At 48.3% G+C, this 19401-nt stretch carries 17 protein-coding genes and 1 pseudogene; 7 read left to right on the top strand and 11 right to left on the bottom strand.

Translation table 11 applies throughout. The features are described 5' to 3' along the window. From EKK48_04595 to EKK48_04575, 5 genes are read right to left on the bottom strand one after another with little or no spacing between them, the layout of a single operon-like run. Positions 1 to 1206, bottom strand: a complete 1206-nt coding sequence (locus EKK48_04595; GenBank protein RTL44535.1) for an NAD(P)-dependent oxidoreductase — start codon at positions 1204 to 1206, stop codon at positions 1 to 3. A gap of 60 nt (positions 1207 to 1266) precedes the next feature. Further along, positions 1267 to 2274 carry a hypothetical protein gene (locus EKK48_04590; protein RTL44534.1) on the bottom strand — a complete coding sequence of 336 codons (1008 nt, stop codon included), beginning with the start codon at positions 2272 to 2274 and terminating at the stop codon, positions 1267 to 1269. A gap of 55 nt (positions 2275 to 2329) precedes the next feature. Continuing rightward, positions 2330 to 3976 (bottom strand): PAS domain S-box protein, encoded by a 1647-nt coding sequence (locus EKK48_04585; protein ID RTL44533.1) that lies wholly within the window; start codon positions 3974 to 3976, stop codon positions 2330 to 2332. 43 nt (positions 3977 to 4019) lie between these two features. Beyond that, positions 4020 to 5540, bottom strand: a complete 1521-nt coding sequence (gene kaiC, locus EKK48_04580; GenBank protein ID RTL44532.1) for a circadian clock protein KaiC — start codon at positions 5538 to 5540, stop codon at positions 4020 to 4022. Further along, the gene (locus EKK48_04575) at positions 5540 to 5827 is read right to left on the bottom strand and encodes a circadian clock protein KaiB (GenBank protein RTL44531.1); all 288 of its coding nucleotides are present in this window, start codon (positions 5825 to 5827) and stop codon (positions 5540 to 5542) included. The genes kaiC and EKK48_04575 overlap by 1 nt, the downstream gene beginning before the upstream one ends. Positions 5828 to 5937: 110 nt before the next feature. On the opposite strand from EKK48_04575, the gene EKK48_04570 reads away from it, so the two are divergent. From EKK48_04570 to EKK48_04555, 4 genes are all read left to right on the top strand, one after another. Continuing rightward, on the top strand, positions 5938 to 6066 hold the full coding sequence (locus EKK48_04570; protein RTL44530.1) for a hypothetical protein: 129 nt from the start codon (positions 5938 to 5940) through the stop codon (positions 6064 to 6066). A gap of 231 nt (positions 6067 to 6297) precedes the next feature. Beyond that, positions 6298 to 7335 (top strand): NADP-dependent oxidoreductase, encoded by a 1038-nt coding sequence (locus tag EKK48_04565; protein ID RTL44529.1) that lies wholly within the window; start codon positions 6298 to 6300, stop codon positions 7333 to 7335. Positions 7336 to 7569: 234 nt separating this feature from the next. After that, on the top strand, positions 7570 to 9177 hold the full coding sequence (locus tag EKK48_04560; GenBank protein ID RTL44528.1) for a PAS domain S-box protein: 1608 nt from the start codon (positions 7570 to 7572) through the stop codon (positions 9175 to 9177). Continuing rightward, the gene (locus EKK48_04555) at positions 9177 to 9575 is read left to right on the top strand and encodes a response regulator (GenBank protein RTL44527.1); all 399 of its coding nucleotides are present in this window, start codon (positions 9177 to 9179) and stop codon (positions 9573 to 9575) included. Before EKK48_04560 ends, EKK48_04555 begins: the two co-directional genes overlap by 1 nt. A 29-nt stretch (positions 9576 to 9604) precedes the next feature. Here EKK48_04555 and EKK48_04550 read toward each other — a convergent pair whose 3' ends face one another. The 5 genes from EKK48_04550 to EKK48_04530 all read right to left on the bottom strand — a co-directional run bounded on the left by EKK48_04550 (position 9605) and on the right by EKK48_04530 (position 15223). After that, entirely contained in the window at positions 9605 to 10168 is a 564-nt protein-coding gene (locus EKK48_04550) for a tetratricopeptide repeat protein (protein RTL44526.1), read from the bottom strand. A 110-nt stretch (positions 10169 to 10278) separates the two neighbouring features. Next, positions 10279 to 11169, bottom strand: coding sequence for an alpha/beta hydrolase (locus EKK48_04545; GenBank protein RTL44525.1), 891 nt, complete (start codon positions 11167 to 11169; stop codon positions 10279 to 10281). Between the two features lie 316 nt (positions 11170 to 11485). Next, entirely contained in the window at positions 11486 to 12835 is a 1350-nt protein-coding gene (locus EKK48_04540; protein ID RTL44990.1) for a DUF2252 domain-containing protein, read from the bottom strand. A gap of 174 nt (positions 12836 to 13009) precedes the next feature. Then, positions 13010 to 14266 carry a serine/threonine protein kinase gene (locus tag EKK48_04535; GenBank protein RTL44524.1) on the bottom strand — a complete coding sequence of 419 codons (1257 nt, stop codon included), beginning with the start codon at positions 14264 to 14266 and terminating at the stop codon, positions 13010 to 13012. 48 nt (positions 14267 to 14314) lie between these two features. Then, positions 14315 to 15223: a DUF3592 domain-containing protein gene (locus EKK48_04530; protein RTL44523.1), complete on the bottom strand. Its 909-nt coding sequence runs from the start codon at positions 15221 to 15223 to the stop codon at positions 14315 to 14317. Between EKK48_04530 and EKK48_04525 the strand changes: the two genes are divergently transcribed. Continuing rightward, on the top strand, positions 15180 to 16088 hold the full coding sequence (locus EKK48_04525; GenBank protein RTL44522.1) for a hypothetical protein: 909 nt from the start codon (positions 15180 to 15182) through the stop codon (positions 16086 to 16088). The two genes, EKK48_04530 and EKK48_04525, sit on opposite strands and share 44 nt — an antisense overlap. Next, positions 16089 to 16886 (top strand): hypothetical protein, encoded by a 798-nt coding sequence (locus EKK48_04520; protein RTL44521.1) that lies wholly within the window; start codon positions 16089 to 16091, stop codon positions 16884 to 16886. It begins immediately after the preceding gene. Between the two features lie 74 nt (positions 16887 to 16960). On the opposite strand, the gene EKK48_04515 is transcribed toward EKK48_04520, so the two are convergent. Continuing rightward, complete coding sequence (locus EKK48_04515; GenBank protein ID RTL44520.1) at positions 16961 to 17635, bottom strand: hypothetical protein; 675 nt, start codon at positions 17633 to 17635, stop codon at positions 16961 to 16963. 1581 nt (positions 17636 to 19216) lie between these two features. Between EKK48_04515 and EKK48_04510 the strand changes: the two are divergent. Then, a pseudogene (locus EKK48_04510) lies at positions 19217 to 19401 on the top strand (isocitrate dehydrogenase (NADP(+))).

Raw genomic sequence — 19401 nt, 5'->3', positions numbered from 1 at the left:
TCAAGATGCTTCGCGCGATCTCTGCTCATCGATATCGTGCCGGGGTGGAATTAAGGCTGCTGGTGCCGGACCTGGCGGGTCAAGCAACTCTGACGATTGCGTCTGGTGCTCGATTTGCTTAATGGGATCTACGGTATGGGGCGCTTCGTCGCCATGCCAATGTAATTTGTTGATCCGGTACCACTTTTCAGGATCAACTTTCAGTCCCTCGAGAATTTTTGGTAGAGTATCCCGCAGCGTACGGCTGGGCGACCAACCTATAAGTTGCCTGGCCTTCTCGCCATTCAATTCATAGTTGTCGTCGGCTCGATCGATCATCCAGGGCTTGATGAATGGTTTATCGGATACAGGCATTTTATCTTCTACCCACGCGCCAACTTTTGCTATTGGCTTTGGCACATCTAGTGTTGGCCATGGCTCATCAAACAGTTGACGGGCAATTATCCGTTGAGTTTCGTCATAGCTGAGCGCATCCTCTTCGCCTATGTTGATCGTTTCGAAGTTGCTCATCATGTTTCTGTTTTTCACGCACGCTTCAAACGCAAGTACAAGATCTTCCATGTGAACGAATGATTGTCTTACATCCACATCACCAGAGTAGAGATGCCCTTCCAGTCGGTGTTCATAAATGCGCTGAATCTGGTGTGCGAGCGGTATTGATTGGCATACGTCTGAGTAGACTCCCGCAATCCTCAGATTGACAATGGGAATGCTTCCCCGGTTCTCTTGCAAGACCCGTTCAGTTTCGACCTTTGATTCAGGATAGGCCCAGGTAGGTTCCAGTGGCGATGATTCTGTCAGCTTTTCGCCTTTTCTATTCGGCCTGTAGACAAGCATTGAACTGCTGAATATGAACTGTTCAACTTCGAATTTTTGCAATTCGCGCAAAAGACGTTTCGTACCGTCGACCGTCAAGTCCTTATACAAATGACTGTCTTTTCCGGAGAAGGAATAGTATGCCGCCAGATGAAATACTGATTTGATCTTGTTTCCATAAAGCGATCGCACCATGAACATTGTTTTTTGAACTGACTCATCAGAAGTCAGGTCGCAGAAGAGGCATTCCGTATTTGGTGTAGGGTAAGGAGGACCGGATTGGTCGAATCCAACAACAAGATTGTCTCGTGAGCCAAAGTGGTGAGACAGAGCATGTCCCAGTAAGCCACTGCTGCCCGTGATCAAATATACGTCCTTCTCTGAACTCATGCGTAACCCCCCCCTCAGCGCCCGTTGCACGAGACGGAGCCGGCGGCGGTTAGTTCCGGATTATGGAGTTTTTTCTGCTTCTAGTTTGTTCTCCGAGAGCCATTTTTTGCCTGCTTCAGAAAGTAGATCTCTGTGCATGCGCCATGGGTCATTGAAGAATTGGATCGCCACTTGCTTGTCTAAAATATGAGTCAATACCAGGTCGATTCCCTGCTCTTCAGTCATGGTGCCAGGGCTCTCTCCTACGATAACTCTGTCGCCTTCTTGTGATTGATTCAAGAGTCTGGCGAAATACTGATAAGCAATCAATTCCTGGCGTGGCATGTGCAATGTTGCGATAAACACATACATGTTGTTCCATTCTTGAGATGTCATTTCCTTACGCCATTTCGCCATGGTCTTATCCATGGAGACCATTTGTGATGCTACTGCAGTGTAGGCATTCTTCAGGTCAGGCTCACTGGTTGAGCGTGCGTATTTTTTCAGCTCATCGGCTGAGACACGTTTACTTTCGATGGCTCTGGTCAGAAATGATACCGTTTGCTTAATCAGTGCTCTCTGTCGCTCTTGTTCCTGTGGCTCGATCGCTTCATCTGTTGCCACTGCATCTGATGCTTTCTCAATTGCTGTTCTATATTCTTTCAATTTAGCAATTGAACTTTCGCTGAGTTCTTCGTCCGTGTGATTTACCAGCAAAACAAAGGTTCCCAGAGTTATGTGGGCGACTTCTTTCAGACCGGTATAGTGCGGCTTAATGAAGGGTATGCTCTCGCGCTTTCCATCTCTGATCAACGTAAGAGAATTGTCCATACATATAACTATTGCGCCGAGTTTTTTCCGTAGTTCGTTCTTGGCCGCGGAATAATTAGTCAGTAGCTGTTGATTTACTTCATGAAAAGCCAGGGGTTTCTCGGTGGTCGGTTGGTGCGCCGAGTCTGATGTCAACGAGTGTGGAGACGTTTCTTTGTTTCCAGAGTCGTTTGAGTAGGCGTGCCCGATGTCAGCAGTCAATCCGAATGCACATGCCGTTGCTATCGCCAGATAGGCTGATTTCACATTGTCAACCAAAGTCTTGCTCCCCCTTTTAGGCGAGTCAAGTATCGCACGTTTAGGCACGTTTGCGCTATTTCAGTTTGATTGGAATGGCGAACCAGAACGTTGAGCCTTTCTCCGGTTCGCTATAAAAATTGATTGTACCGTGCATCGCTTCGACAAGCTGTTTGCAAATGGATAAACCCAGACCGGTGCCTCCGAAGCGGCCATGTATTTTACGATTGCCTTGAACAAATGGTTGGAAGATTGTTTCGCATTCTCTTGCCGTCATGCCAATTCCTGAATCTTTGATTGTTACTCTCAATGTTGGCTGCTCGTAGCTGTCTTGCAATTCCGCTCGAATCTCTACGTATCCATTTTTTGTGAACTTGATTGCGTTGTGGGTTAGATTCAAAATGACCTGCCTTATTTTTACGGCATCAGCTTGCACTATATCCGGTATCGTATCGGCGAGGATATAGGTAACGGAGGTCGAGTTCTCCGCGGCCAATTTCGTTAAACTTTGAACAACCGAGTCAAAGAGTTCACGCAGGCTGAAGTCTGAGTCGGCAACTGGTACTGCGCCAGACTCTAGTTTTGAAAAGTCGAGAATTGATTCCACCAGGCTGAGAAGCTGTTTACTCGAATCTGCTACCGAGCTAGCCAGTTCTCGAAATTCTTCAAGGTCGTCAGCCATAGGAAGCATTTCCGACGCCGCTACAATGCCGCCCAGTGGCGTTCTGACTTCATGGCTGAAGTTTGCTATGAATTGCGAGCGAACTCTGGCAGCGTTTTCTGCAGACTCGTACATCTTGCGCAGTTCCTGGTTAAGTTCTTCAAGTTGTTTGGTGCGATCTTTTACTTTTGCTTCCAGCAATTCTTCCGTTAGCTTTCTTTGTGTGACATCACGAAGGCTGGCGAGACAAGCAGCTTGACCGCTCCATTCAATATCGACAACGCGCATTTCAGCGACTATTCTTTCACCTGATTTGTCGACCACGTCAAGTTCGGTTGTTTCGCCCGCGATAAGCGGAATGCCAAAAACTTCTCCAGTAACCAGACCTGAGCTTCGGAACAGTCTCTGGGCTGCTGCATTCCAATACAGCAGTGCGCCATTAGCATCGACGACGAGGATGCTGTCTGCATTTTTCTCGATGATTTTTCGCAGGTCCTTCTCAGTGCTTTGCAGGGAAGCCTTCAACTCGAACTTCTCAATGTTACTCAGTATCAGTTGAGTTAGCACATCAGGCTGGACGGGCATTCTTACCAGAAAGTCGGACAATTTGTTGATCGGCTCGAGCAGGATGGCATCTCCGTCTCCATCCTTTTCCCCAGCTCGGATTCCGTCGTGGACTTCGTCCGTTTTCTTATCCTGGGTTCCGCCGTGGACTTCGTCTTTTCCGCGATCAAGAAACCGATTTTTATTCCAATTTAATTGCCGTTCAGTTAGGCCAGCGTCAAATTTTCCATCTCTACTTTCCAGCATGCCAACGATTGAATGAGACTGCTGTTGTCTCATCAAGTTCGCAGTGGGAAATTCTTTATTATCGAGTATCTCTCGCTTAGCCAGAACGACATTGAAATGACGGTCAGCCATTTTCTTCACAGCTTCGCGCAGGTCGGGTTCGAAGACAACTTCTACACTTCGCTTCGTTTGCCGTTCCAGATTCTGTTGAACCTCGTCAGCATAATCAGCGCATCCGTCTATGACTAGTATTGCCAATTTTGTGTTAGTCATAGACTTCCGTTCACCACTATCGCTATTTGCCTTTTCGAAGCGTTTATGTTGACTGTTGTGCGTCAAACATTGTTTCAATTCTCTTCAGTTCGTGTTTGTTGAGGTGGACCGGTGAGCCCGACAGGATGCCTGTTACGTTTGCAAATGGTTTTCCGATATCCATTCCTTCGTTGTCGATGATGAATTCCCGAATGTTCTTGTCGTGTCGTGAACCGCGCATTTTTAGAACCGTGATTCCGCGCTTCATTTCTCCGAACATCTCAACATAGCGAAGCAGGATGATCGAATCCGTAATGGTGCTGATGTGTGCTTCCGTTACTGATTGTCCGCCCAGAAGTGACGGGGTGGTCGAGGTAAAGAAACCGGCTATTTCACGGCGTTTAAGTATTTCTGTCAAGCTAAGAACAAATTCGCGGAAATTTTTAACTACAGAGATCCTTTCCAGTGCTGAGAGGCTATCGATGGCTACGCGAGTGGGTTTGAAGTGCTCGATTTCCTCCTGGATCTGGATTAAATGGTCTTCAAGTGCAGCGATCTCTGGATATTGGCATACGATCTTTAACTTACCCTGTCGCTCACGTTCTGCGAAATCCATTCCCCATCCGGCTGCATTTCTTATCAACTGATCGCGGCTTTCTTCGAAGCCGAACAAGAGACTTCTGTCTCCGTCGCGATCGCTGTTCACGAAGTGGCTCGTGGTGAGTGACTTGCCAGTGCCTGTAGCTCCCGAAATTAGAATAATCGAGTCCTGAAAGAAGCCTCCTCCGCACATTGAGTCTAGAGTTTCGATGCCTGAGCTGATTCGTTTAGTTGACGATTTTTGTGTCAGCTCCATCGAAGAGAGCGGCAGCAATGCCACGCCGTGTTCGTCGATTACGGTAAATGGCACCTCACCTTTCTGGTGATTGGTGCCTCTAAATTTCAATATCTCGATGGTGCGGCGACGCTTTTCCTCTTCCAGAATATTGCGCAGGAGGATGACGTTGTCCGCGACAAACTCTTCGACTCCGAATCTTGATATTTCACCGAAATCATTCGCGCGCTCGGTAGTTACAACCGAAGTGACTCCCATATCTTTCAGGGTTTCAGCAAGTGAATATAGCTCACGCCGCACGATGGCTGCTGAGTCGAATTGCGAGAATACCGCTCCGATAGAATCCAGCACGAGTCTTTTGGCACTTGTTTCTTTGACTGCATGTTTGATTCTAGCCAGCAGACCGCCGAAGTCGAACTCGCCAGAGATATGAGCATGCTGGTCCTTCACAGGCGATGCGTCGACAAACGACCAGAGATTGTGCTTTTCCCATTCAGAAATGTCCCATCGGAATCCCGATACGTTGCGTCGAAGATCTGCAGGTGATTCTTCGAAAGTTACGAAGACTGCGGGTTGTTGAAATTTAGTGATACCCATGGCGAGAAACTGGATTGCAAGCACTGTTTTGGCACTGCCCGCGGTTCCAGCAACTAGAGTGGCCCTTCCCTTGGGCAGTCCACCGTATGAAATCTGGTCGAGACCTTCGATTCCTGTTTCTAATTTCTCAAAAGCTGTTGTAAAAACTGTCATTACTGTTTCACTCTTGATTTCGCTATGTCTAACATGCGTGATACCTGCTCTTGGTCTGTCAAGTCGCCTACTAATCTTTTAACGGGTGGAGGCTGGTGTTTTATTAGGGTGGGGGTGGCGAGTATTTTGTCTAGCTCAGCGGCTTTTGGGTCTTCTAGAACGTCGATTATCGTGAGCTGATATTCGGAGGGCATGAATTCTTCGCAGAATCGCCGCAGGTTGTCTATCACCTGACTGGATCTTGCTGAACAACCCATTACATACAGCTTGAAGTGATGCTGACTCATATTGCTTTTACCAGGCTCGGACGATATTTGACCAGGTCCAATTGCCGATATCTTGCTAGATTCAGCATTTGAATAATTGATAAAGTAGATGTCATTCTTAAGTCACTACAGTGAATCACCGATTGTCACGGAGAACCTTTGATTTGAGTGCTGCGATACAGCCGTTTGGTTGTTTGATCGCCATAAACATAAGCAGGAACACTGTCGAGCGCGTTCACAAAAATGTTTCCAAATTCTAGAAATTTGATGGTAGAAATCTTCTTAGTACGAGGCATGATGAATCTTGCCATGCTTTGTAAGGCGTATCTAGCAGACACATTCGTGACTTTTTACTGGTTACGGGTGATTTGAGGATGGTTATTGTTGTACTGAACAGTTGAAGGCGATATTCTTACTGTCCGAACCGTTTCAAGTCATCAGACACGTTTAAGTGCGAGTTTCACTTGATGTCGAAAAAAGAGGAAGAATCGATGCAGAACCAGTTTCTTAAGCCCTTTCCTAATCGACAGTGGTTTTATGTGAAACGACCTGCCAATCGTGTTACCGAGGAACACTTTCAATTGCGTGAAAGTGATTTATCGCCAGAACTTGCGGCAAACGAGGTCATTGTTCAGGCCAAATACATAAGCGTTGATCCGTACATGCGAATTCAGCAGCATGAGCGGAACACTTACGATGTCCCCCATCCTCTGGGCATTGTCCAGCGCGCGGGCACTGTCGGTAAGATTGTGGCCAGCAACAGCCAAAAGTTCAGCCAGGGAGATTGGGTGCTCGGTTACAATGGCTGGCAACTATTCGCCAGGTGTCATGAGAGCGAAATTCAGAAGCTCGACCCCGAGGCTGCTCCTGTCAGTACGGCTCTCGGTGTTCTGGGCATGCCCGGTCGAACGGCCTGGTTCGGACTCATGGAAGCAGGTCGACCCAGACCTGGAGAAACTGTTGTGGTCTCAGGTGCAGCTGGGGCGGTTGGCTCCCTCGTTGCCCAGTTCGCTAAACGTGCCGGTTGCAGAGTCATTGGTATTGCGGGCGGTTCAGCCAAATGTAGCTTTCTGATTGACAAATTGAAACTTGATGGTGCCATCGATTACAAGAAGTTTGATAACCGGGAAACTTTATCGGAAGAAATAGTCAGGCAGACTAATGGTGTCGACATTTACTTCGATAATGTTGGTGGAACCATTACTGACGCCATTATTCCCAATATAAAACTGCGCGCAAGAATCATCATATGTGGTGCTATCAGCCAATATGATGGTGGTCTTGATCAACCCGAGCAAGGTCCCAGGTTTCTGCAGCATTTGCTTTTTCAACGGGCAACCATTCAGGGGATTTTGGCTCGTGACTATACGAACCGCATGGAGGAGATGACGAAAATTGTTGCCCCCTGGGTGCGCAACAACGAGATAGTGTTTGAAGAAACCGTTATCGACGGCTTTGAGAAACTACCTGAGGCGCTCAATAGTTTGTTTGAGGGAAGAAATTTGGGAAAGCTGCTTGTGCGAGTTTGATGCTCATCGGTGAGCAAGCCATGACTCGCAAATCCTACATCGGGTTTGCCAGTGGGTTCAGATTTCGAACATTGGCATCCGGTTGCTGATTTGGTGACATTTGTCATAGAATCATTGCACTATTCAAGGCGACATCGTTCATAATGTAAGGAATCTTGTCAAGTTGAGCTCGCTAATGCGTTAAACTTACATGTACGCGCATAGCAATGCACACCTCACCTTGTCTTTTATCGATTGGGACAACTTGTGACCGAGCAGCCAGCACAACCTGCGAATTTGAATCACCTCGACGAATCTCGTTCGAAGTCCCCCAGCGCTCGTTCGCTCGAACTTTTTCAACGGGAGCAAGTCTTTAAGCTGCTTGTGAGCAGCGTTAAAGACTATGCAATTTTTTTACTTGATGCAAATGGCATGGTAATGACCTGGAACGAGGGTGCCGAGCGAATCAAGGGTTATAAGTCCAGTGAAATTATTGGGCAGCATTTTTCCAAGTTTTACCTGGAGGACGCGCGGCGGACCAATCATCCTGATTATGAGCTTCGAAAGGCAATCGAGGATGGAAGCTATGAGGAAGAGGGGTGGCGAGTCAGAAAAGATGGTTCGACTTTTTGGGCTAGCGTAACCATCACTCCTGTCTACGATGAAGGCGAGCTTTTAGGATTTGCCAAAGTTACTCGTGATCTGACCGAACGTCGAAAAGCTGAGCAGCGGGAAGAAGTTTTTCGTATGCTGGTCAGCGGTGTTCGTGACTATGCGATTTTTATGCTTTCACCCGATGGTAATGTTTTGACCTGGAATGAAGGCGCTGAGCGCATTATGGGATATCGTTCCGAAGAAATTGTAGGAAAACATTTCTCTCTTTTTTATTCTCGTGAAGCTCAAAAACGAAAGCATCCCGACCGCGAATTGGGCTTGGCGCGAATCACCGGTCGTTATGAAGAGGAAGGCTGGCGAATTAGAAAAGACGGCACTTTACTTTGGGCGAATGTAGTCATCACTGCAATATATGATAATTTCGAGTTGATTGGATTTGCCAAAATAACTAGAGACTTGACGCAACGGTTGCTGGCTGATCAGGAGCGTGAAGCGAGCGCAAGAATGCTCGATCAAACAAACGAAGAGCTAAAACAAGCTCTGGAAGTGAAGAGCCGGTTTTTGTCGACTATCAGTCACGAGGTGCGAACCCCAATGGCGGGCATCATTGGAATGACTGAGGTGCTTGCACTGGAAGATCTTGGTGACGACAACAATGTGGTAGTTCAAAACATTTTTGAATCTTCTAAACGGCTGTTACGTTTATTGAACAATTTGCTGGAAGCTGCACGTATGGAGACGGGCGATCTGCGTCTGGAAAATAGAGAGTTTCCAATTCGTACCGTTCTTGGTGACGTCAGGCAAATAGTCAATCGTGAAGCAACGAGCAAAGGTGTTGAGTTGGAAGGAAGTTGTGACCCGCTGATACCGGAGACGGTCTACGGTGATGAACTGAAGATTCGACAGATTCTGCTCAATTTGGTGCACAACGCTGTTAAATTTACTGATAGTGGCGATGTTCGCGTCAACGCACGAATTCTTGAGAAGACTGCCAACCATATTACGATTCGGTTCTCTGTACAAGATTCCGGAATTGGGATCAAACCGGAGGATCGAGAGAAATTATTCAAACCATTCTCCCAAGCCGATGAGTCGACAAAGAGAGTTTATGGTGGATCTGGTTTGGGTTTGAGTATTTCCAAGCAACTTGTTGAGATGATGGGCGGAACTATCGCGTTTGATAGTGTATTTGGACATGGTTCGCACTTCTGGTTCGATCTGCCCTTCACGCTTGGACGTTCGTCTTGATGAAAAAGCAGATTTTGATAGTTGAAGATGATCCGATACTCCGCGATTTAACGCGGCGGCAAGTCTCCAAGCTTGGTTTCGAGTGCATTGTTGTAAAAACGGGTGAAGAAGCCGTGGATCAAACTGCTCCTGAGATAGGCTTGATTTTTATGGATATTGGTTTGCCTGGTATCGATGGCGTTCATGCCACCATGTTGATTAGAGAGCGAGAACTGAGCGAAAGGAAGCAGCGTATTCCAATCGTTGCACTGACAGGACATGCCGACAAGCAAAGGGTCATGTCAGTCGGTATGGATGATTTTCTACAGAAGCCTGCCATGATGGCGGATATAAAGACGATGATCGAGAAATGGTTGCCGGCTGAATCCAGTCTGGATATGCAGCATCGCCGGGGCTGAGTCCTGAGCTGAGTCCTGAGCTGAGTCTCTTATTTGCGACCAATAATTTTTCCTGAAACTGAGGCATTGCGAAGCACATTCTTCAGGTACCTGGCATTCGTTTCCCAGGGATGAGGAGCTCGGCCTGCTATCGCTTTCAATCGCTGCCGAGCTCGGATTGCATAGCCTTCATCTTCAAACAGGTGCCCCATCACGCTGATGCCGTGAAAACCGAGACCTTTCTCTTCACCCACTTCACTGCGATAGACAACAAGCCATTCGCTTATGCACTCTTTCATGAGGTCCGGATCTGCTTCCTTGAGACTCACCAATTTCCGTTCCAGCGCTTCTGCATAATAGACATGGGCTTCTATATTGTCAGGATCACGCCTCAACGCCTTTCTCGATGTTTCGAGCGCTTGATCTATTTGTCCGTTGCGCAGGTTGTAGTCGGCTGCAGCTCCAAAGTGATTGCTAACGTTGCTGCTATCGTCGACAAGGGCACGTACTGATTTTGTTGGCGGTGGTGGCTCAGATGCGCGCGCATGCGAGTTGATTTGCGTGCATATGAACGTAAGTATTATTGCCAATAGTTTGCAATCTCGAATGAACATAGTGTTTCCTGTCTGGCGCCCGTGATTAGGTTACTGATCGAACTGTAAAGAGCGCGTGTAAGACTGTAATTGCATGTTAATAATGGCTGGTGGTTTTTCGTCTCCGCTTATTACAGATTCTGCTGGAAGAACTCGACCATATCTTTCAGAGCGATGATTCGAGTCGGCGAGTTTCTTAAGCTGAACATGTGGTCTTCGTCGCTAAGTTTGACAAATTCAACTTTAGTCTCGTTCTGTTTCAGTAATCTTGCTAACTTGATTGACTGGCTAATTGGAACAGTTTTGTCACGCGTGCCATGCACAAGCATGGTCGGAACACTATTTTTTATATAGCTGACGGGTGAAGCCCTGGCGTAAGTCTCACCATCTTGCTCAACTATGCAGCCCAAATATTGCACGACAAAGGCAACCGGCATGTCCGCGAGATCAGTCAATGGGCAGAAAGCTACGACTGCTTTGACCAATTTTTTCGACTTTTGCCTGGGGGGTGCATAAGCCGTCATTAGAGCCAGATGTCCGCCTGCTGACGCCCCAAAAATACCGATGCGGCTCTTATCGATTGCCAGAGCCTTGCAGTTAGCCCCTAAATATTCGACAGCGCGTTCAACATCAGAGATGTTGTTGGGAAATTCACCGCCTTCGCTAGTGAGGCGATAATTGATGTTAAATGCTATGAAGCCGCTGTTTGCCAGCCATTCTGATGCTTCAACCGCGTTGAAGTCTTCTTTGCTGCCGGAGCGCCAGGCGCCACCGTGCACTATGACCACGGCAGGATGCACGGGACCTTTTGGATCGCTCGGCATGTATATGTCACCCACGCATGATGGGTTTTGAGTCGAATATCTGACATTTTTTCGCACTCGGTCGTGTCGAACGCCGGAAGCTTCGCTGCTTCTTGCGGTAGCTGCGTTTAGCTCAAGCGGAGCGATTGTTTGTGTCTGTGTCCAAAAAAGACATGCCAAAAGTACTTTGACAATTTTGTGTGGGCTGGGATTCCGCATGATTGTTTCTCCACAGGGGCTAAACAATCAAAGCTTTCTACTGTAAATATCCGATGAGAGTTCTTTGGGCAACGTTAGGATCTCCCAAGCGCCCCTTCACCATTTAATGTTCATCCACACATTTCGGCCACAATTTTTTCCGATAATTCAAAACATAAGAGTCTACTTGCCCAGACACCTTATACCCAAGCAGTTTTCACCAGGAGCGTATGAACCTCCTGGTCTCTGCTTTCACTGGTGGTACAAGCTGCGCGATACGAGCTGCCAGGCTGAACATTCGCAAGCCTGGCTTTGCTGCACTGCCTGAATCGGCTCCCTAAAGTGGATTCGCCTCGATAATGCCTTCTCTTATAGCTTCGATAAGGGCTTTGTGGTCCAAATCGTTTTGATCGCTGTACTTACTGGCAAATTCACCAATTGCTTTAGGGAACTTCTTCCCTTTGCCTATGTAGCCCGCAATGATGGCTGCATCTCCAGACCGTGCATGTGCTTGCGCCAGTGCCCAGCCGCAATTTCGTGCATAGTTGAGCATGTTGGCAGGCGTGAATATTTCTACCATGGGCCTGATTTTAGTGTCTCTCAATTGGCGCACATAGTAGTGTTTACCGTCTTCACCAATGTAGTGTCCGAGAAAAATATCGCTCGACGACTGCATGATGCGCTGTCCGATTACTACCCGGGCTCCGTTTGGCTGGGTTGTTTTGAAAGTTGAATACGGTTCCAGTACAGATTGACGCGCTTCCTTAATTTGAAGGAAGAGTGGATCGTTTTCTGCATTGAAAAATAGTGCGATCGCGCAGATCGTTCCAACGCTGCCTACGCCGACCACTTTTCGAGCACTGTCGGCGTATTCGTATCTGTCGAATAAGACTCTTACATTTACCGGCAGTGATTGACGGTAGAGGTCGATTGCTCTTTGTACTCGTGCCAGGTACTCGGGGGTGTCGCTGTCTTCCGTATGGTAGATAAGCGGAGGTTGATCTTTGATTCTCGGCACGCCTTCCGAGACTTCACCGAGTTTGACAAACTCAGCGAAGTGATCCCTGTCCATTGCTTGCGCAAGAACTTTCAGACGACGTTTGCGCAATTTGTTGTCATCTGTCATGTCAATCAATTTCTTGTAATCGAGATATGAGTACCAGGCCTGCAACGCTGGAAGCTCAGAGAGTTCAAAAAGTTTCTGTCGGTAGCACTCCACCATTCTCTCTGCCGCAGCTATGCCATCTTCACGACCGTGCTTGTTGTGAGCAGAGGCAATGACAAAACTGGCTGCCAGACGTTTGACATCCCATTCCCATGGCGCCGGATACGTTTCATCGAAGTCGTTGAGGTCAAAAACCACGTTGCGTTCTGGAGTAGCGAATCCGCCAAAGTTGAGGAGATGACAGTCGCCAGATGCTTGCACCGCGTAATCAGTGTACGGTGTCGAGGCTAGATCGTCTGCCATGATCATGGCTGCTCCACGGAAGAAGGCGAACGGCGTGGTCAGCATTCGCCCGTATCGAACCGGTAGAAGTTCTTCTACTCGCCCGGCGTTCGATTGAACGAGAACATCGATTGGATTGTCTCGGCCCTGTCGGTCAATTTCATATTCAGCGTGAGATTCACGCGAACACTTTACTCGCAGCGCTCGCCCAAACTCATATCTGTCCTTGGTGGTGCGCATGTGCGGTGGTTTGTTCAGATACGCCGCCTCGTGCACCTTCGGTGAAAATGGTTTGTGCCCTTCCTGTTGATCGTTTTCCTTGGTTGCTGTTTGCGATTTGGCGTTTTTTGTCATGTGTCGTTCCTTCAGTTTTGATGGTCTGTTTTGAAGTGCGATCGAACAGGTGGCTTTTAGCTAGTGATGATTGAGAGCCAGGTAGCCAATTAGCGATAGAACCGCTAACCCCGCTCCGGCTGCGGCAGCCTTCATTAGTTTTCTTCGCTTCTTTGCTGCCTCAATGGCCGCAATTTGCATTTTCTCCCGGCGCGGGAAGACCTCCAGCCTTTCCAGCAACTTGGCTATCGAATCAAATCGAACTTTTGGATCCTTCTCCAGGCAACGTTCAACTACTTCTTCCAGGTCTTTCGGTCGATTGGGAGAAAAGTTGAGCGATGAAATTCTCTTCGGTAACTTCAGTGCGTGCGAATTCTTGATATCCTGGGCGCTGCCTTCTTGAAAAGGTGGTACACCTGCCAGCAGTGTGTATCCGACGCATCCTATCGAATAGGTTTCCGACCGTTCATCATGATCAAGGTTTCGCGCTTGATCGGCTGACATGTAGAGCGCATCGCGTGGTTCCGTCAGCTCTTCGTTCTCTTTTAGTTTTGGCAAACTAAAATCGGTCAACGAAATCGACGGGTCGGAATTCATATCATCGAGAAAAATGACATTACCCGGTCGAACGTTTCTGTGCAGCAGACTTTCCTTTTGAGCATAGATGATTGCTTCGCAGATGCTGATCAGAATCGTGACCACGACATCAGGGCTGGGAAAACCCTGCAAAGCCAGATACTGATCGATATTGAATCCATCTTTATACTCGCTCACCAGATATGGTGTCTTCGATTCATATATGAATGCTTCAAGAAGACGAGCGATGTTGTTATGGCTTAGTTTCTTGACTTTTCTAGCTTCCTGCTCGAATAAGGCGAACGAGCCTGGGGTCATCTTTTTGAAGGACTTAACGGCGACTTTGTTGCCAGTTTGTTTGTCTCTGGCAAGAATTACATCTGATTTGGATGACAAACCGAGAATGGCAATTGGAATGTATCGTTCGAGCGGGAAAGTTTCCGGCGTTATGTTGATTGACTGCAAATCGAGTTGCACCGGTTCCGGTTTGCTTCTGTCTCTTTGAAAATTCGGCACGTTCTTTGCGTCTGGTGATTCGCAATTGCAGACAAAAATACCGGGCACGCGCCGCTGTGAATTTGTCATAACACGCATTTTGCACTTGTTGCAAATTGGGATGACAAACTGATTGTTTGGTGCGTAGGTTCGACCGCACTTACAAAATGAGACCCATTGACTAACAGATTTTACGCCCGCCTCCGCAACCGGGCGGAGGCAGGTTTCACAGTTCAGGGCGATGGCTTCTTTTGTGTCTGTTTCCATTGGGCACTTATTTTTGTCACCCCATTATACAAGCGATGTGCCGACCTGTTAATTGACTGCTCTGTAATCGCTAAACGCATACAGAATACTCTTTTCCGGGTTTTTTTCATCAATCAGAACGGTTACTTGTTGCCCCTTCAGCAAAAGAGCCGATTGATAATCGGAGTTCCTTATTTTGAATTCGTGGGTAAATGTGCCTGTGATTGTTCTATTGGTTTTCTTTTCTAAACATTTGATCTGGTAAGAATAAGTGACAGTGTAAATGGCATTGCTTCGCCCTCGGCTTGTCTTCAGGTCAATCAAGGTTCCTGTAATTGGTGTTCCATGCCGGGTCAGAAATCTGGAACGAAGCGGTTGCACAAGTACTGCGTAGACAAGCGAAAAACAGCAACCGCACCAGACTAAGCACCAGACGCTAACGAATGCAAGAATTCCAAGTTGTTTTTCGGTGTCTTTCTCGAGGCGTGGCGAAAAGATTGGCAGCCACGGTAATGCGTACACTGTGATTCTGTCGCCGTCTTGTAATGACTTATATTGTGTCTCGTTGACGTGGCAATCTCCTTGTTTGGTCACACCACCCGACACAATTGAACAGGTAATTGAATATAAGGGTTTCTTTCTCGACTGGTGTTCGTGGTGACTGACTACCGTTGCTGATATCGGTTGGACTGCGACCGCATTCAAATAGATAACAAACCAGGCAAAAGGTGCTACGACGGCTATCCAAACGTGAGGCACAAGAAAGATCAGCCATGGACGCACGCTGCCCCACTTGCCATCACGATTGACTACGCGGCGGGGAGGTTTACGTTCCAGTTCAGGCTCAATTTCGTGTGGCTTCTCCATGGGGGAATTGTAAGCTGGATTGACAGTATAATTAGGGCAGAGACGACTCAATAGTGGATTAAATCCGGTGCGTGCACTGAAGCTGCTGCTTTTGACTTGCATGATGAGCATCTGTTGCTCTCAGCCATCGTTTGCGTTTGATAAAGCGTTGATTGGTTCATGGATGACCAATGCCGGTAATGGCACAGTGCGTTGGGATATTCGTTTCGGCGGCGCCTGTACATGGACAAAGCAGGGACCTTCCGGGTCTTTCACTGAGACGGGCACGTTAAATGCCAGTGATGGTCAGTGGATGAAGTCATCTAAGTCTGGGTCTGATAGCGGATCTTATTCATTTAGCGGTACAGATAAGTTTGTCACGGTGAGCAGCAAATTGGGACGCACTGAATGGAACCGCGTTTCCGGCGACACCAGCGCCTCCGCTATAGCACCACTTACAGTGGCGACTGGGGGCGGCATAGCAGGAACTTCGGCGAAACCTGCCAACGATTGGTCAGCTTCAGGAAGCGGGCAAAGAGCTACTGATGCGGCATCGGTAACGCTATCTGGTGCTGCAAAAGAAACGAAGCACAGCTCTTCGAAGTTGAAGCAGTTTTTCAAAAGTGTCGCGCCCGTCGTAGGCGCTGCTGCGGATATTGTGGCACCTTCTGGCAATTCTTCGAATTACCAGCCTTATCCTTCTAACAGCAATTACGAGACCTCGTTCTATCCGCCATCCATGGGTGGCGCCGGCGGTGGACAATCTCCGGGCAGCGGGTCGGGCTTAGGACGGCTTGTTGCGGGGATGGCTGGAGGCAATTTATCGGGTGCGGTTCCTGGAGCTGGATTTATGGGCGGTGGAGATGCGCACTCGCTGTTAATAGATAATTTCCCGTTGCCGCCTGCAGCAGATGACGCAGAGCGATTTGGTTTGCCAGGGCTGGCAAAAATGGCCGGTGGCGGTATGCGAAAACGTGAATTTCGGGCGGTGTTCTAAATGAGAAACAAGTTTCCGAAGGCAAATTTTCTAATATCGCTGGTATCGTTTTTGATACCATTTACAACTGCTTTTCCAGTCTCAGCGCAATCGGCTCGATTAGTGGGAGAGGTGCAGCAAGCCAGAAGTATGGAAGCCAGCGGCAACTATCGGAGTGCTGGAGAGGCCTATTACGGCATACTGGAAAACGATTGTATCGAGAGAAATGATCCGACTGCATCACGCGGCTTTCAGGCGGCCCTTGGTCGTCGTGCTGTTGCCTGCCTGACTGTTGCCGCACGCCAGGAAATGCAGCACGAAGATCCTGGTGGCGGATGGGAGCATTCAGAAGCTCTGAACATGCTGATGAACTGTTGGAGAGTAATGAGCAAGCTTGAGCCTAATAACCCTGTGTGGGAGTATTTAATGGCTACTCGTGCGTGTTCGGAAGGGCGTTATGTTGAGGCAAGACGAAGTTTGCAAGCAGCTCTTCGTACAACCGGTGGACAGGCGTCTGTGCGTCAGAAAGCAAAATCACTATTGAGTCATATCGGAAGATACGCCGATAACGATCAGGCGAAAATGATTGCTGAAGATAGAGCCGCAGTTCAGTATTTGCTTTCAGGGCAGATGGCGCGCGATTTCGGGCACGTTACTTCGTCATCATCATCATCATCGTCATCCAGTAGCTATCAACCGGAGGGTATATCTGATTCGGAACGACGTGCGCGAGATGCCGAGGCCGCTGGAGACAGCGGGGCTGCCAGTCGCTTCCGCAGCGGCGGTACTACCATTCAAGACTCTTCGCGTTACTGGTGATTCTTCCCGTTGCGGAATCGCTCGAGTCATTTCGACCCGAGCGATTTAGCCTCTTCTCAACTTTTATCCAGCGACTATTTTTTCAGGCGATCGAGTAAGCCAGTTCCGTTTTTGTGTTCGAAAACTTGTGTTTCAGAGACGCCAGCTGGGCTTTGAGTGACATATTGACTGTCGTGTCCGTTTTGCGCATCTTTGACTTTCATCGTGACTGTGCCGTCTTCATCAATTTTTCCGACGATTATATTGTGTTCGTCTTTGATTTCCCCGTCTTTGTCTCTGGTATAGCCCTTAGGCAACTTCACGCTTACTTCGGGATTCATTACAACGTCGCGTCCACCGTCTGTGTGTTTGGTTCGACCTTCTACAGTGACTTCAACGCCATTGGGATATTTAACTGTTGTCTTCTCGTCGGTCCAACCGCCGTCTTCCTTAGCAACTGTGTGTTTGACGTTTTCAGGCTTCAGTCCGACTTGTCTCAGCTCTCTTGGGCTGGCTAGTTCTTCACCTGTTTCGTATTTGCTGGCAAATTTAAGCGTGTTTGTTGAACTATCGGCTTTCATCATTGAGGAGCCGCTATCAAATAGTTCGAGCTGCGGAAATCCATTGTTAGTAATCGTTGCTGCTGCTTCGGCTTTATTGATCTGACGAATTGAGTTGTTTTGGAGCAGTTCCGGCGCCAGTGAAGAGATATTGCTTGTTACGCGTGATTCCATACGTTCAGCCTGGTTATCGAGTTCATGTGCAGCCATTTGATACTCCTTAAGCCTGTTGGCTTGGTTTTGCATAACGCCTTCGGTCTCCATGCACAGAAATCTACAGAGGTTTTGTATCAAAGCTGTTTATGTGCTGAAACCGTCTGCCCTGCCGAAAATTCGCTTCCGGAGGCATGTCTGGAGCAGCTAGCGCTAGGGAGCAAGTCGCAAGCTTTTCGCGTAGACGCGTATTTTTCCCTCGTCGTTACCCAATTTTTCTACATACACCCGCTAGGTTAACGGAGTTGCCACTGGCAACAGATTGCACAAACGAGCAATGCCTGATGCGACCCAACAGGGGAGCTTCTGCTGTTGCTTCTGCTTTTGCTCTGAGAACCCTTACCAGCCGAGGAATTGAATATGCCAGGACCAAGTGATGGTGGCGATGCACCGATGTCTGCGGACGTTCCCAAAAATACAACTCCTGCCGAAGCAGCTTTGTATCGGGACGCCTATAGTAACTATTCCGCTGCGAACAAGCTGCTTGCCGATGCGCAGAAAAATGGAGGCGCAACTGTTGACAAAGACGGTGTGATTCATTTCAACGATCAAGGTTTGTATAACACTTACGAAAATTATCTGAGCAAATATGATGCAGACAGTCAGCAATTGCATGATATCTGTCATGAGAAGCATCAATGGAAACGTCTTGCTGCTGCCGAACAAGCCAATATTTCAGGCATTGGATGCATGGATATCAAAGCCGGCACGGGCTTTGAGCAGTATGCTGCTGCTGCTATGTTGAATCAAGCTTTGTATGGCGACGATCAGTCCAAGATGACTACTACTGGGTCTGATGGCAAAGTTTATCAGTTGCAAACATTGGATGCAAAAAGTCAGTTGTACCTGATAGATGCACTTCTGAGTAATGGAGGAAGGCATGATGAGCCATTCTTAGGGCAAGATAAAGATGCAGCCCTGGCTCAGTTAAAATTGAAACGCGAACAGTTGATTAGCGATAATCCACAGCTTGTAGCAGCCACCAATGCTGATATCAACAAACAACTCGAAGGCGTTCCGCCTGCTATCGCGGCTCAAATCAGAGCAGACATAGATACTCAGATGATGTCGACGGATCAACAGGCTGTGGAGAAGGCTAAGGCTGATCTCGTGAAGCAATTGGCTGGGCTAGACGCAGGTGTTGCGACTCAGATTAATTCGGATGTAAGTAAGCTTCTCGCTACTGTTAATCCTGAATTGAAACAGCAGGCCGCATCTATACAATCTGAATTTGATAAGAATCCAGACGCTTACAATGTCGTTCTCAAAGAAATCGAATACAGGATGGCTAAGTACAATCACGACAGCGCCAATCCAAATGATTTCAGGTTCAAAGAGATTCAGACAAAGGACGGTGTTGTTTACTCGTACAACGTTGACGAGAACGGGCGCGCATTCGGTAATTCAGCGACCGGAACCGAGGTTTGCGCTGATTCGTTGCAAGGAATCAACCTCAGTGGGCACTACGAGACTTCCGTTAATACTGGACAAACATGCGCGGCTGAGGGGTTGTCGGATTTACCCCCTGCGGATTATGTACCACCACCACCTCCTCCTCCTCCTGAAGTACAGGTGAAGCCGCCGCCGCCACCGCCTCCGCCGCCACCACCACCACCACCACCACCACCACCACCGCCACCACCGCCGCCACCGCCGCCACCACCCCCACCCCCACCACCTCCACCTCCACCTCCACCACCACCTCCACCGCCGCCACCACCACCTCCACCTCCACCACCTCCACCTCCACCGCCGCCACCTCC

The sequence above is a fragment of the Candidatus Melainabacteria bacterium genome, from assembly GCA_003963305.1.
Taxonomy (GTDB): Bacteria; Cyanobacteriota; Vampirovibrionia; order Obscuribacterales; family Obscuribacteraceae; genus PALSA-1081.
This window is presented reverse-complemented; position numbering and strand designations above follow the sequence as displayed.